Origin of the sequence: Enterobacter genomosp. O (genome assembly GCF_001022965.1) — a bacterium.
GTDB classification, from domain to species: Bacteria; Pseudomonadota; Gammaproteobacteria; order Enterobacterales; family Enterobacteriaceae; genus Enterobacter; species Enterobacter cloacae_L.
Genome location: NZ_LECZ01000027.1, coordinates 1,043,123 through 1,057,086, shown reverse-complemented (window position 1 = coordinate 1,057,086; position 13,964 = coordinate 1,043,123). Strand labels below are relative to the sequence as shown.

At 54.1% G+C, this 13,964-nt stretch carries 15 protein-coding genes; 4 read left to right on the top strand and 11 right to left on the bottom strand.

Translation table 11 applies throughout. The features are described 5' to 3' along the window. Positions 1-64: 64 nt before the first annotated feature. The 3 genes from mdoG to ABR39_RS23840 all read left to right on the top strand — a co-directional run bounded on the left by mdoG (position 65) and on the right by ABR39_RS23840 (position 4,451). Positions 65-1,618 (top strand): glucans biosynthesis protein MdoG, encoded by a 1,554-nt coding sequence (gene mdoG, locus ABR39_RS23850; RefSeq protein ID WP_048339070.1) that lies wholly within the window; start codon positions 65-67, stop codon positions 1,616-1,618. Beyond that, positions 1,611-4,139, top strand: a complete 2,529-nt coding sequence (mdoH, locus tag ABR39_RS23845) for a glucans biosynthesis glucosyltransferase MdoH (RefSeq protein ID WP_047349022.1) — start codon at positions 1,611-1,613, stop codon at positions 4,137-4,139. The genes mdoG and mdoH overlap by 8 nt, the downstream gene beginning before the upstream one ends. Positions 4,140-4,223: 84 nt before the next feature. Further along, positions 4,224-4,451, top strand: a complete 228-nt coding sequence (locus ABR39_RS23840) for a YceK/YidQ family lipoprotein (RefSeq protein ID WP_047349021.1) — start codon at positions 4,224-4,226, stop codon at positions 4,449-4,451. A gap of 6 nt (positions 4,452-4,457) precedes the next feature. Here ABR39_RS23840 and ABR39_RS23835 read toward each other — a convergent pair whose 3' ends face one another. The 3 genes from ABR39_RS23835 to ABR39_RS23825 form a co-directional block, all read right to left on the bottom strand. Then, positions 4,458-4,832: a MysB family protein gene (locus ABR39_RS23835; protein WP_020884694.1), complete on the bottom strand. Its 375-nt coding sequence runs from the start codon at positions 4,830-4,832 to the stop codon at positions 4,458-4,460. Between the two features lie 97 nt (positions 4,833-4,929). Next, on the bottom strand, positions 4,930-6,147 hold the full coding sequence (gene mdtG / locus ABR39_RS23830) for a multidrug efflux MFS transporter MdtG (protein ID WP_047349020.1): 1,218 nt from the start codon (positions 6,145-6,147) through the stop codon (positions 4,930-4,932). 143 nt (positions 6,148-6,290) lie between these two features. Then, positions 6,291-7,217, bottom strand: a complete 927-nt coding sequence (locus tag ABR39_RS23825; protein WP_047349019.1) for a Kdo(2)-lipid IV(A) acyltransferase — start codon at positions 7,215-7,217, stop codon at positions 6,291-6,293. Positions 7,218-7,438: 221 nt separating this feature from the next. Here ABR39_RS23825 and ABR39_RS23820 point away from each other — a divergent pair, with 221 nt between their 5' ends. After that, on the top strand, positions 7,439-8,488 hold the full coding sequence (locus ABR39_RS23820) for a rhodanese-related sulfurtransferase (protein WP_047349018.1): 1,050 nt from the start codon (positions 7,439-7,441) through the stop codon (positions 8,486-8,488). 41 nt (positions 8,489-8,529) lie between these two features. On the opposite strand, the gene ABR39_RS23815 is transcribed toward ABR39_RS23820, so the two are convergent. From ABR39_RS23815 to ABR39_RS23785, 8 genes are all read right to left on the bottom strand, one after another. Further along, on the bottom strand, positions 8,530-9,105 hold the full coding sequence (locus ABR39_RS23815) for a YceI family protein (RefSeq protein WP_047349017.1): 576 nt from the start codon (positions 9,103-9,105) through the stop codon (positions 8,530-8,532). Position 9,106: 1 nt separating this feature from the next. Further along, positions 9,107-9,673, bottom strand: a complete 567-nt coding sequence (locus tag ABR39_RS23810; RefSeq protein ID WP_047349016.1) for a cytochrome b — start codon at positions 9,671-9,673, stop codon at positions 9,107-9,109. 208 nt (positions 9,674-9,881) lie between these two features. Then, a complete protein-coding gene (locus tag ABR39_RS24300) occupies positions 9,882-9,995 on the bottom strand; it encodes a DUF2770 family protein (protein WP_048339068.1) in 114 nt (37 codons plus the stop codon). Positions 9,996-10,054: 59 nt separating this feature from the next. Continuing rightward, the gene (gene solA, locus ABR39_RS23805; RefSeq protein ID WP_047349015.1) at positions 10,055-11,173 is read right to left on the bottom strand and encodes an N-methyl-L-tryptophan oxidase; all 1,119 of its coding nucleotides are present in this window, start codon (positions 11,171-11,173) and stop codon (positions 10,055-10,057) included. Positions 11,174-11,289: 116 nt separating this feature from the next. Then, positions 11,290-11,544 carry a biofilm formation regulator BssS gene (gene bssS / locus ABR39_RS23800; protein ID WP_008500827.1) on the bottom strand — a complete coding sequence of 85 codons (255 nt, stop codon included), beginning with the start codon at positions 11,542-11,544 and terminating at the stop codon, positions 11,290-11,292. 274 nt (positions 11,545-11,818) lie between these two features. Beyond that, positions 11,819-12,064 (bottom strand): DNA damage-inducible protein I, encoded by a 246-nt coding sequence (gene dinI / locus ABR39_RS23795; protein WP_008500826.1) that lies wholly within the window; start codon positions 12,062-12,064, stop codon positions 11,819-11,821. A 74-nt stretch (positions 12,065-12,138) separates the two neighbouring features. After that, the gene (pyrC, locus tag ABR39_RS23790) at positions 12,139-13,185 is read right to left on the bottom strand and encodes a dihydroorotase (protein WP_047349014.1); all 1,047 of its coding nucleotides are present in this window, start codon (positions 13,183-13,185) and stop codon (positions 12,139-12,141) included. A 126-nt stretch (positions 13,186-13,311) separates the two neighbouring features. After that, entirely contained in the window at positions 13,312-13,872 is a 561-nt protein-coding gene (locus tag ABR39_RS23785) for a lipoprotein (RefSeq protein ID WP_047349013.1), read from the bottom strand. Positions 13,873-13,964: the final 92 nt, after the last annotated feature.

Here is a 13,964-nt window from a genome sequence, read left to right as displayed (position 1 = left end):
CTGAGTTTCCATTAAAATGGATCGGATCGATATAAGCACACAAAGGGGGAAGTGCTTACTTATTATGAAACATAAACCACAGATGATGAAAATGCGTTGGTTAGGTGCTGCAGTAGTGTTATCACTGTATACCTCATCGGCACTGGCCTTTAACATCGACGATGTCGCAAAACAGGCAAAATCGATGGCAGGCAAGAGCTACGAAGCGCCGAAAAGTAACTTGCCCTCCGTTTTCCGCGACATGAAGTATGCGGACTATCAGCAGATCCAGTTCAATCACGACAAAGCGTACTGGAGCAATATTAAGACCCCGTTCAAGCTTGAATTTTATCATCAGGGTATGTACTTCGACACGCCTGTTGCCATTAATGAAGTGACGGCGACAGCGGTACGTAAGATCAAATACAGCCCGGATTACTTCAATTTCGGCAATGTGCAACACGACAAAGATACGGTGAAAGACCTGGGCTTCGCAGGCTTCAAGGTGCTTTACCCGATCAACAGCAAAGATAAAAACGACGAAATCGTCAGCATGCTTGGCGCCAGCTATTTCCGCGTGATTGGCGCGGGACAGGTGTACGGGCTTTCTGCGCGCGGACTGGCCATTGATACCGCGCTGCCATCAGGTGAAGAGTTCCCACGTTTTCGCGAGTTCTGGATTGAACGTCCAAAACCAACGGACAAACGTCTGACCATTTATGCGCTGCTGGATTCCCCGCGTGCAACCGGCGCCTATCGCTTTGTGATTATGCCGGGTCGTGACACGGTAGTTGACGTGCAGTCCAAGGTTTACCTGCGTGATAAAGTGGGCAAACTGGGCGTTGCGCCGCTGACCAGTATGTTCCTGTTTGGGCCGAACCAGCCGTCGCCGGCAACCAACTTCCGCCCGGAACTGCACGACTCCAACGGTCTGTCTATTCATGCCGGTAACGGCGAGTGGATCTGGCGTCCGCTGAATAACCCTAAACATCTGGCCGTTAGCAGCTACGCGATGGAAAACCCACAAGGTTTCGGCCTGCTGCAGCGTGGTCGTCAGTTCTCCCGCTTTGAAGATTTGGACGACCGCTATGACCAGCGTCCAAGCGCCTGGGTCACGCCAAACGGTGACTGGGGTAAAGGTAAGGTCGAGCTGGTTGAAATTCCAACCAACGACGAAACCAACGATAACATCGTCGCTTACTGGACGCCGGATCAGCTGCCGGAAGCCGGTAAAGAGATGAACTTCAAGTACACCATTACCTTCAGCCGCGACGAAGATAAGCTGCATGCGCCGGATAACGCGTATGTGATGCAGACTCGCCGCTCAACGGGTGATGTGAAGCAGTCTAATCTTATCCGTCAGCCTGACGGTACCGTGGCCTTTGTCGTGGACTTCGCAGGCCAGGATATGAAGAAACTGCCGCCGGATACTGCGGTTACCGCTCAGGCCAGCATCGGTGATAACGGTGAAATCGTTGAGAACGCCGTGCGTTACAACCCGGTCACCAAAGGCTGGCGCCTGACCCTGCGCGTGAAAGTGAAAGATCCGAAACAGACGACTGAAATGCGTGCTGCGCTGGTCAGTAACGATCAGCCGCTGAGTGAAACCTGGAGCTACCAGCTACCTGCCAATGAATAATACATCTGAATATATTGATGCCATGCCGCTGACGGATATTGAGAAAGCGGCACTGCCTAAGAGCGACATCCGCGCGGTTCACACCGCGCTGGATGGTGAACATCGTCAGTTTTCCCGTGATGATGATACGCCGCTCGGGTCAGTAAAGGCGCGTCTGGAGCAGGCATGGCCAGACTCGCTGGCAGAAGGGCAGTTGATTAAAGACGACGAAGGACGCGATCAGCTTCAGGCGATGCCGAAGGCCACGCGCTCCTCGATGTTCCCCGATCCATGGCGCACCAACCCGGTTGGGCGCTTCTGGGATCGCCTGCGCGGGCGCGATGTGACGCCGCGCTATCTGTCACGTCTGACGAAAGAAGAGCAGGCGTCCGAACAGAAATGGCGTACCGTGGGGACCATCCGTCGCTACATCCTGCTGCTTCTGACGCTGGCGCAGACGGTCGTCGCGACCTGGTACATGAAAACCATCCTGCCTTACCAGGGCTGGGCATTTATCAACCCAACGGACATGATGGGCCAGGATCTCTGGGTCTCCTTCATGCAGCTGCTGCCGTATATTCTGCAGAGCGGCATCCTCCTGCTGTTCGCTGTCCTCTTCTGCTGGGTATCGGCCGGTTTCTGGACCGCGCTGATGGGCTTCCTGCAGCTGCTGATGGGGCGTGACAAATACAGCATTTCAGCGTCGACGGTCGGGGATGAACCCCTCAATCCTGAGCACCGTACCGCGCTGATTATGCCTATCTGTAACGAAGACGTTGACCGCGTATTTGCGGGTCTGCGCGCGACCTGGGAGTCCGTCAAGGCCACCGGCAACGCGGAACATTTCGACGTTTACATCCTGAGCGACAGCTACAACCCTGATATCTGCGTGGCAGAACAGAAAGCGTGGATGGAGCTGATTGCAGAAGTGCAGGGCGAAGGGCAGATCTTCTACCGTCGCCGCCGCCGTCGTGTGAAGCGTAAAAGCGGTAACATCGATGACTTCTGCCGTCGCTGGGGTAACCAGTACAGCTATATGGTCGTGCTGGATGCTGACTCCGTCATGAGCGGTGACTGCCTGAGCGGTCTGGTGCGTCTGATGGAAGCCAACCCGAATGCGGGCATCATTCAGTCTTCGCCAAAAGCGTCCGGTATGGACACGCTGTATGCGCGCTGCCAGCAGTTCGCCACCCGTGTCTACGGGCCGCTGTTTACGGCGGGTCTGCACTTCTGGCAGCTGGGTGAATCGCACTACTGGGGTCACAACGCCATTATCCGCGTGAAGCCGTTCATTGAGCACTGTGCGCTGGCGCCGCTGCCGGGTGAGGGTTCGTTTGCCGGCTCTATTCTGTCGCACGACTTCGTGGAAGCGGCGCTGATGCGTCGTGCCGGATGGGGCGTCTGGATTGCTTACGACCTGCCGGGATCGTACGAAGAGCTGCCGCCGAACCTGCTGGACGAGCTCAAGCGTGACCGCCGCTGGTGCCATGGTAACCTGATGAACTTCCGCCTGTTCCTGGTAAAAGGGATGCACCCGGTTCACCGTGCGGTGTTCCTGACGGGCGTGATGTCTTATCTCTCCGCACCGCTGTGGTTTATGTTCCTCGCGCTCTCGACCGCGCTGCAGGTCGTCCATGCCCTGACGGAGCCGCAATACTTCCTGCAGCCGCGCCAGCTGTTCCCGGTGTGGCCGCAGTGGCGTCCCGAGCTGGCGATTGCGCTGTTTGCTTCCACCATGGTGCTGCTGTTCCTGCCTAAGCTGCTCAGCATCATCCTGATCTGGTGCAAAGGCTCGAAAGAGTACGGCGGTTTCTTCCGCGTGACCCTTTCACTGCTGCTGGAAGTGCTGTTCTCCGTGCTGCTGGCACCGGTGCGTATGCTGTTCCACACCGTGTTTGTGGTCAGTGCGTTCCTGGGCTGGGAAGTGGTCTGGAACTCACCGCAGCGTGATGACGATTCCACGCCATGGAGCGAAGCCTTCATGCGCCACGGTTCTCAGCTGCTGCTGGGTCTGGTGTGGGCGGCCGGGATGGCCTGGCTGGATCTGCGCTTCCTGTTCTGGCTGGCACCGATTGTCTTCTCGCTGATCCTGTCGCCGTTTGTGTCCGTCATTTCCAGCCGTTCAACGGTAGGGCTGCGCACGAAACGCTGGAAGCTGTTCCTGATCCCGGAAGAGTACTCCCCGCCGCAGGTGCTGGTGGATACCGACACCTATCTTGAGCAGAACCGCAATCGCTCGCTGGATGACGGCTTTATGCACGCCGTGTTTAACCCGTCATTCAACGCCCTGGCAACGGCAATGGCGACGGCACGTCACCGTGCCAGCCACGTGCTGGAGATTGCCCGCGATCGTCACGTTGAGCAAGCGCTGAACGAGACCCCGGAAAAACTCAACCGCGACCGTCGTCTGGTGCTGTTGAGCGACCCGGTCACGATGGCGCGACTTCACTATCGGGTGTGGTCCGCTCCGGAGAGATACTCTTCGTGGGTAAACTACTATAAAGAACTGAAGCTGAACCCGCTGGCGTTGAAGGCGAAGTAAGTTGTTAAGCAGGGCGGGTAAGCAAAGCGCTACCCGCCAAATAAAATACCGGCTTAATCGCCGGTATTTTTTTAGAGGTTACTCATGAGAATAATCATCGTCGTCATGATGGCATGCCTGCTCAGCGGCTGCGGCAGTATCATCAGTCGCACCATTCCAGGGCAAGGCCACGGGAATCAGTACTACCCGGGCGTGAAATGGGATGTCCGCGACTCCGCATGGCGCTATCTGACCGTGCTCGATCTGCCGTTCTCGCTGATTTTTGACACGCTGCTGCTGCCCATCGATGCCAGCCACGGCCCGTACGAGTAGCGTAAATTAACGCTCGTCCCATTCGTCGGCTGCGGTTTGACCTTCTTCCGTATCCAGCGGCGGCTCGAGCTGAAATTCGCCCTCATCCCACTCGTGCAGGGTATTTTCTTCCAGCCACTCCTGCCGTAGCTCGATTTCATCATAGTCGCCATCAAAGACGGCCTGCGCACCTTCACCGCTCAGGACCGGCAAACATTCCCCTTCTTCACCGTCATCGGCAAAGAATTCGGCCTGCCACATAATATCCCCATCCTGCAGAACGTATTTTTGGATATTAAGCTGCTGCACGTCAGCATTTTCTTCCTCAACGCCGGGGTTGTCGGCGAGGAACTCTTCGCGAGCGGCATCAATAGCTTCTTCCAGCGTGGCGTACATGGTCATCGGTGTCTCCCTGTTTTTCAGATGGTTTTAGGGAAAGAATAGCTGAATATCAGATTCTGCAAGTATGAATGCGAAAATAAGCCGTCAGGCGTTCGTCTTATTCCGTCACGGGCCGTAACGCGCGGGATAAACTGAACCACGAATACACTGCATTGAACAGCACGACGCCAGCCGTCACGATAAAGACGGCGCGAAAACCGAAGCTGGCGGAGATCCCAGCCCCGAGAAGCGGTCCGGTGACGTTACCGATGTCGCGAAACGACTGGTTATAGCTGAAGATACGCCCGGCAATCTGGTTCGTGGAGTTGTAGACCAGCAGGGTCTGCACGGCGGGCAGTAACGCCCCGTCGGCAGCGCCCAGCAAAAAGCGCAGAACGCCCAGCTGCCAGGGAGATTGCACCATCGACATGGGGATAAGCAGCAGCACGGAAATCACCAGCGCACAGATCAGGATCTTTTCCGGCCCAACGCGGTCACCCAGTTTCCCGAGCCTCGGGGCGCTAATTAGCGCGGCCACGCCGGGCACGGAGGCAATCAGCCCGCTGATAAACGCAATATTGCTGACGTTGCCCGCCAGATCGCGAACGTACAGCGTCAGGATAGGAGCAATTGAACCGGTAGCGACCTGAATAATCAAAGTCGTCACGAACAGGCTCAGCACCAGCCTGGGGTTTTTGAGCGAGGCCAGCACGTCTCTGGCGTGGAGCATCTCTTTTTTGGCGACGGGCGTGAAGTTTTCACGAATGCAGAGCAGGGTGACGATAAAGCAGAGGAAAAGCACGCTGGCGGTGATAAAGAAGACCGGCCGCAGGCCGTAGCTATCTGCCAGTAATCCACCGGCCAGGGGCCCCAATAAGGCACCGCTCACGCCACCGGTTGAGAGCGTCCCCAGCGCCCAGCCGCTCTTATGGCGAGGAATTTGCGTGGCGATTAAGGCGTTCGCATTGGGAATAAATCCCCCCAGCAGACCCAGCAACGCGCGCAGGATCAGGAACTGCCAGACGTTCTGCGCCACGCCCATCAGCGCCATGATAATCGCCATCCCCAGCGCCGAGCGTAGCAGCATGATTTTTCGCCCCTTGCGGTCGGCAAGGCCGCCCCAGAAGGGTGAAGCAATTGCGGAAAAGAGAAACGTGATGCTGAACACCAGGCCGGACCACATATTGAGCGCACTATGGCCCGTTACGCCCAGCTGTTCGACGTAGAGCGGCAGGAAAGGCATGACCAGGCTAAACGCCGCGCCGGTGAGAAAACAGCCAAGCCACGCAACCGTGAGGTTACGTTTCCAGTTTATGGGGGCATCTGAGGGTGACATAACAATCCGCATAATGAGGTGCAGAGCACCTGAGGCATAGAGTAATAAGCCTGCTAATTATGCGCCTGGGTTATGATTGCCGCAATGAGAAGGAGCTTTTAAAGCTAAAACAGCATGCGGCCCGAAGGACCGCATGCTGAAAATCAATAGCGGGACGGGGTGCCTTTTGGGCGGGTTTTAAAGCGGCGGTGCAGCCACATATACTGCTCCGGCGCGAGCATGATGCACTTCTCGACAACGCCGTTCATCCAGCGCGCCGTGGTTTCTGCATCGTCAAGCGGCGGCGCGAGTTCCGGCTCCAGCATGATCAACTCGTAGCCCGAACCATCCGGCTTACGGCGGGGAACAAAGGGCACGATGGCGGCTTTGGACATGCGCGCCAGCATCCAGGTGCCGGTCGTCGTGGCAGCCTCTTCAACGGCGAAGAAGGGGACAAATACGCTGGATTGCGGACCGTAGTCGTGGTCGGGGGCATACCAGACAACTTCACCGGACTTCAGCGCGCGGATCATGCCCTTCAGATCTTTACGGTCGATCATGCTTTTGTTGGAGCGCATGCGGCCATTGGTCTGGATTAAGTCGATGACCGGGTTGTCGTTTGGACGATAAACGCCGATGCCCGGCGCCTGCATGCCAAACATACGCGCCCCGATTTCCAGCGTCAGAAAATGGACGCCGATCAGCAGAACGCCGGTCTGATTAGCCTGAAGCGTATGCACCGGTTCCATGCCGGTTCCGGTCACTTCACTCCAGCGGGCCATGCGTTTGTCCGGCCAGAACCACGCCATACCGGTTTCCATCAGCCCCATCCCGACGGATTCGAAATTCTTCGAGACCATGTCGTGACGTTCAGATTCGCTCATCTGCGGAAAACACAGCTCAAGGTTGCGGTACGCTATTCTGACGCGGCGCTTCATAAAGAGTTGCGCGAAACGGCCCAGAGATTTGCCCAGCCGGAAAATAACGGGGTAGGGAAGCTGTACCAGTAGCCATAAAAAGCCAATGCCAAGCCAGGTCAACCAATAGCGGGGATGCAAAAGCGCAGCAGTAAATTTTGGTAACTGGGTCATGTCTTTCCTGTGTTCAAACGTCCTGTTTTGCTAGTGTCTCATTTTTTGAGACGTAGCCAAAATATCTGCTTTCGAAACGTGCACGAATACAGCAATTGTTATGCCTGATTAATCAGAGTGTGTGAAATGTAGCGTAAATTGTGTGGATGTAAATTGGTTTTGTTTGCTATATGATGCCGACCGATTTTTAATTCTCTCTAACGATTCCAGGACTGTACACCATGCCAGTGTTACACAACCGCGTATCGAATGAGATGTTAAGAGCGCGTATGTTGGCCGAAACCGAACCGCGCACGACCATCTCATTCTATAAATATTTCACCATCGACGATCCGCAGGCGACCCGCGATGCGCTTTATCAGGCGTTCACGGCGCTGAACGTCTTCGGACGCGTCTATCTTGCCCGCGAAGGTATCAACGCGCAGATTAGCGTACCGGAAAGCAAAGTGAGCGCCTTCCGCGACTGTCTCTATCAGTTCGACCCGGCCCTCAACGGCTTGCGCCTGAACATTGCGCTGGATGATGACGGGAAATCCTTCTGGGTGCTGCGCATGAAGGTGCGTGAACGCATCGTGGCGGATGGCATTGACGACCCTGAGTTTAACCCGGCGGACGTCGGTGAGTATCTGAAGGCTGCGGAAGTGAATGCGATGCTGGACGATCCGGATGCCGTGTTCATTGATATGCGCAACCACTACGAGTATGAAGTGGGGCACTTCGAGAACGCGATGGAAATCCCGGCCGACACCTTCCGCGAGCAGCTGCCGAAAGCGGTTGAGATGATGCAGGAACATAAAGATAAAAAAATCGTTATGTACTGCACCGGCGGTATCCGCTGTGAGAAAGCCAGCGCGTGGATGAAGCACAACGGCTTTAATAAGGTCTGGCACATTGAAGGCGGCATTATTGAGTACGCCCGCCGCGCCCGCGAGCAGGGTTTACCGGTACGTTTTATCGGCAAAAACTTTGTCTTTGACGAGCGTATGGGGGAGCGTATTTCTGAAGACGTGATTGCCCAGTGCCACCAGTGCGGCGCGCCGTGCGATACCCATACCAACTGTAAAAACGACGGTTGTCATCTGCTGTTCATTCAGTGCCCGGCCTGTGCCGAGAAGTTTAACGGCTGCTGCAGCGAACTGTGCAGTGAAGAGAGCGTCTTGCCGGAAGAAGAGCAGCGTCGTCGTCGCGCGGGACGTGAAAATGGCAATAAGATTTTCAATAAATCACGCGGCCGTCTGAATACCAAACTGGGTATCCCCGACCCGGAATAATGATAACGCCCGGCAGGTGTTCACCGTGCCGGGCGCAATGATTACTTCTGCTGAACCCCTTCGACCGAAATAACCAGCTCAACGTCCTGCGACGCCGGGCCTAAATCCGTTGTGATATTGAAATCTTTCAGATGAATTTTACCTGCGGCTTCAAAACCTGCACGTTTCCCGCCCCAGGGATCGTCTCCCTGACCTATTAATTTAGCATCAAGAGTGACCGGTTTAGTTACGCCGTTAAGCGTCAGGTTTCCGGTAATATTGAGCTTATCACCGTCTTTCTTCACTTCCGTAGAGGTAAAGGTGGCCTGCGGGAATTTCGACACATTCAGGAATTCCGCACTGCGCAAGTGTTTATCACGTTCAGCATGGTTCGTGTCGACGCTGTTAGTATTAATAGTCACATTGACTTTATCGGCGGCAGGGTTTTTATCGTCAAAACTGAACGTGCCGTCAAAATCTTTAAAGGTCCCGTATAGCCAGCTATATCCCAGATGCTGAATACGGAAATTGACGAAAGCATGCTGGCCCTCTTTATCAATTTTATAATCAGCCGCCACCGCGGAACCGGTGGTAAATAACAGAGAACCCAGTGCGATACCCAGCAGGTGTTTTTTCATTTTATACTCCAGAGTCAACGGACGAGCGGCCAAGCATGCGCTTTAGCGTATCGTCTTTATCAATAAAGTGGTGTTTGAGGGCGGCGAGCCCGTGCAGCACGGACAGGATCACGACGCTCCAGGCAAGCCAGAGGTGAACAACCCCGGCGGTGTCGGCCTGCACGCCCGCATCGCTGAGCGTTGCCGGGACGTCAAATATACCAAAGACGCTAATCGGCTTACCGTCGGCCGTCGAGATGAGGTAGCCGCTAATCAGGATGGCGAAGAGCAGCGCATAAAGCGCGATATGCGCCGCAACGGCACTCAGGCGGGTCATTTTACCGTGGGTTTTCGGCGCGGCGGGTGGCGGGGAAATATGTCGCCAGACCACGCGAAAAACCAGCCCCAGCATCAGCAGGACACCGATACTTTTATGTAACTCCGGCGCCTGGTGATACCAGCCATCGTAATAGCTGAGCGTGACCATCCAGAGCCCAAGTCCAAACATACCGTAGACGGCAATAGCAAATATCCAGTGCAAACTTATGGATATTATTCCGTAGCGCCGGGAGGAGTTACGCAATTGCATTAGAATGTCCATTTTCAAATTAACCGAAGGGTAAAAATGAACGGGAAGGCATGATATTGCAACTGAAATAAATGTATATTGATTTTTATTTTATTTATTTCAGCGCTTTTGAATAGGATCGATAAAGGTAATTCAATGTCTTCGTGCAAGATGAAATTGAGAGTTTCAGTAAAGCTAAGTTAATGTCAATTATTGTCAATGTGGCTTTTCAATAAAATACAATGTAAACAAAATCAATAATCGCCAGCAGCGCCCACAATAAGAGATAGAGCATAAAATGCTCGCGAATATTATTCATCAGAAAGTTAACGATCCTGCGCATAACGCTCCGCAATAGCAGTGTGAATGAAACGGGCCCCGATGTCCGGAGCCCGTTTGAGATTATCCGTTAAAACGCGAGAGGGAGAAGGGCGCCAGATCAAACTGCGGCGTGATACCCTGGGCAAACTGCGCGGCGATTTCACCCAGCACGGAAGCAAACTTAAAGCCGTGACCGCTCAGCCCGGTAATCAGCAGGGTGTTGTCATGCCCTGGCAGCGTATCAATAATAAAGTCTTCATCCGGCGTATTGTCGTAGGTACAGGCCGCGCCATACAGTAAGCCACCGACCCCTGGAAGAATATTACGTAGGAACGAGAAGGCTTCTGAGCCATCCTGTGGGAAGGCGCCGAAGGGTTTACGCTCTTCAGGAGAGGAGATAACCTGGCCACCGTTGTGTTTACCGATTTTCAACGCGTCTTTCTCGGACGGGAAACCGTAGAACTGATCGCCATTCGGTAATTCCCCGGTGAAAGCCGGGAATTTATTCTGCGCGCTGTAGCGGCCATCTGACTGGAACCAGGAGAAGACCTTGCGCACCGGCTGGATCGGCAGGTCCGGCAGCAGGCGCGTGACCCAGGTTCCTGCACTGACCAGCAGGCGGGACGCTGAGTATTCGCCGTCAAGAGTGGTCACCGTAACGCCATCAGCGTCATGCGTGATGGCATCGACCGGACAGTTGAACAGCTGCGCGCAGCCTGCGTTTGCTGCGAGGTCGATCCAGGTTTTGATCGCCGTTTCACAATGCAGCACGCCGGAATTGGCTTCAAAGAGGCCAATATAATCGTCCGGGACGGTAATTTCAGGCCAGCGCGCCATAATGGCCGCCGCGTCAAGCTTTTCAACCTCAAGATTAAAGGCAGTCGCGCTGCGTTCGACGCCGGCGAGAAATTCCGAATGAGCCGGGCCAAGATTGATAACCCCGGTACGCTCGAAAATACGCTCTTCGGTCTGTTTCGCCAGCTCGTCCCACAGCGTCTGGGCGCGAAGCACCAGCGGCACATAGCGCTCGCCTTCACCATACGCATGGCGTATGAGGCGGGTGTCGCCATGATGGCTACCCTCCGCATGGGGAGGACGATGGGCGTCAATCATCAGGACGTTCAGACCTGCCTGTGTCGCGTAATAACCGGCGGCGGAACCCACGGAGCCGCTACCAATAATGATTAAGTCGTATCTCATATGCGTCTCGTAAACTTACGTTTTGTTAGCAGAGTAATTAACAACGCGGGGTTAGACAAGGGAGAAATAAATAAGGCACCGCGAGGGTGCCTGTTGAGTGAAAAGTGGGCATACGGTTAGTGCCGCTTATACTCATTTTCCTGATAGTCGCCAGATTCTATTTTTGCAATACCTGCTTCTAAAATAGAAATAAACTGACGGGCGACGTCTGTTGTTAGCCACAGCGTCTGTCCAACTTCCGCTTCTTCACGGTTGAGTTGATTCGGGGTCTGGTAGTGCAAACGCAGCATCAGCGCATCGTAGCTATCTACGGTACTGATATCCCAGCCAACAAGTGGATGGGTCTGGATCACTTCACTATTCTTTTCCATTATAACCCCCTTAATGCGTGTTAGAAGACAACGGCTCTGAGGTTCAATGCATGTTTTTCTGAAAGCATCTTCAGTATATCAAGTAATAAGGGTTCCGAAGGGAAAAATAAACAGCTGGCAACACATTTTTCTGCTTTTTAGGATTGTTCGAGCAATAAAACACCATCTTGTTCACGATTCTTAAAGAAGATGCCGAATTAATTTGAGCTTCCAGAATGTTCAGACGAAAAAAAGCCGGGGCGACCCGGCAAAAAAACACAATGAGGGAGCAGTGTTAATCAGTGATGAACCAGTCGTCTGCGCTTTCCCACGTTTCCTGCAGGATCTCACTTATGCGATCTTTATCTTCTTTCGCAGCGCCAATGACGGACAGGTTGTTTGCCGCGGCGTAACGCACCGTTACGGCACCCGCGTTGTCGGGAAAAGTGTTGTTAATACGACGGGATAGTTCGCCTGCCAGGGCATCAAGCGCGCCGGCTGGCAGAACGGTAGTTTTGGCTATGGTGACTTCAATACGCATAAATGCCCCCTGTGTAATATACTGTTTATTTATACAGGTATATTATGGGTTTGACAACAAGGGGCTTCGGTTTTTTAACGTTTTACCGTCCAGTTTACGGTTTCACCGGCCAGGAATGGGATCAGCGTGTCATCCGTCAGCGCAATGGACTCCTCAACGTGGCTCGCTTTACGCTCCAGCTCAATGAAGGAGTCATTGACCGGCAGGCCGTAGAAGCGCGGGCCGTTGAGGGAGCAGAACGCTTCGAAATGTTCCAGGGCGTTCATCTCTTCAAATACGGTCGCGTAGCTGGCAAGTGCCGTTGGGGCGTTAAAACAGCCTGCACAGCCGCAGCTCGCCTCTTTACGATGGCGGGCGTGAGGCGCGGAATCGGTGCCAAGGAAGGCGCGGGAGAACCCGCTGGCAACCAGCTCGCGCAGCGCCTGCTGGTGGATGTTGCGCTTGAGGATGGGCAGGCAGTACAGGTGAGGGCGCACCCCGCCCACCAGCATGTGGTTACGGTTAAACATCAGGTGCTGTGGTGTGATGGTGGCGGCGATAAGTTCATTGCCGTCACGTACATACTCTGCTGCGTCTTTGGTGGTGATATGTTCAAAGACCACCTTAAGCGCTGGCAGACGCTGGCGCAGAGGTTCCATCACGGTTTCGATAAAACGCGCTTCACGGTCGAAGATGTCAATCTCGGCATGCGTTACTTCTCCATGGACCAGCAGCGGCATGCCCAGTTTTTGCATGCGTTCCAGAACCGGCATGATGGCATCAATGCTGGTGACGCCGTGGCTGGAGTTGGTGGTGGCATTCGCCGGGTAGAGTTTTGCCGCCGTGAATACGCCTTCGTTAAAACCGCGCTCCACTTCGTTCGGATCCAGTGAATCGGTCAGATAGCAGGTCATCAGCGGGGTAAAATCATGACCCTCGGGAACGGCATCAAGGATGCGCTGGCGGTAGGCAATCGCGGCATCGACGGTGGTGACTGGCGGAACCAGGTTAGGCATAACAATCGCGCGGCCATAAATTTCGCTGGTATAAGGCACGACGGTTTTCAGCATATCGCCATCACGCAGATGGATATGCCAGTCGTCAGGGCGGCGGATTTTAAGAACCTGGGGTTGTGCAGTCATGGAAGCTCCGGCTTGTCAGGAATCAGTCATAAGGATGGCTGTTTTTGCCGGACACAAATCATAAGCGGAAACGTTTTCGTTTGCACACTTTTCCGTAAAAAAAAGGGCGCCGCAGCGCCCTTCAGGTTAATCGGTGAAAGGAATGATAATTTCTCCCGGTTTCACCTCTATGCCTTTTGCGTATTTTTTCGCCAGAGCTTCCCCCTTGCTTTTGTCTTCACTTAAGACGTACGCGGGCTGCTGGTTAAAATAGTTACGCAGCGACTGGTTTAGGTAGGGCATCAGGGTTTGCAGAACCGGCGCCATCTTGTCCGGAGAAACCTGGGCATCGACGACTTCCATTTCCTGCAGGAAAATGGCCCCTTTCTCTTTATTGAAAACGGGCAGGGCCTTCAGCTTGAGCTTGATGTTGGCTTTCTGATTACCAAAGAGGGATGACATATCGAGGTCCGCATCACCGGCCAGGGTGACTTTGTTTGGCTCTTCCCGCCCAATCTGGCTGGTCAGATTCGTGAGCACGATATGCGCGTCTGCAAGGCCCGGCACGCCGATGTCTTTAGAAAAATTGTTATGTTTTTCCAGCGCCTGATTAATTTCCTGTTCACTGACGGTATATTGCGTGAGCTGGTTACAGCCAACCAGCAGACCGCTGACAATTAATGCAGCAGCAAAGACAATTTTCTTCATAGTGTTCCTCAACGAAAAATCGGCGCTTCTGTCCTGTTACGCCAGTATGTCAGTGTGAAATAGCAGAAACCAGCAGAAAAAACTGAGAAGTG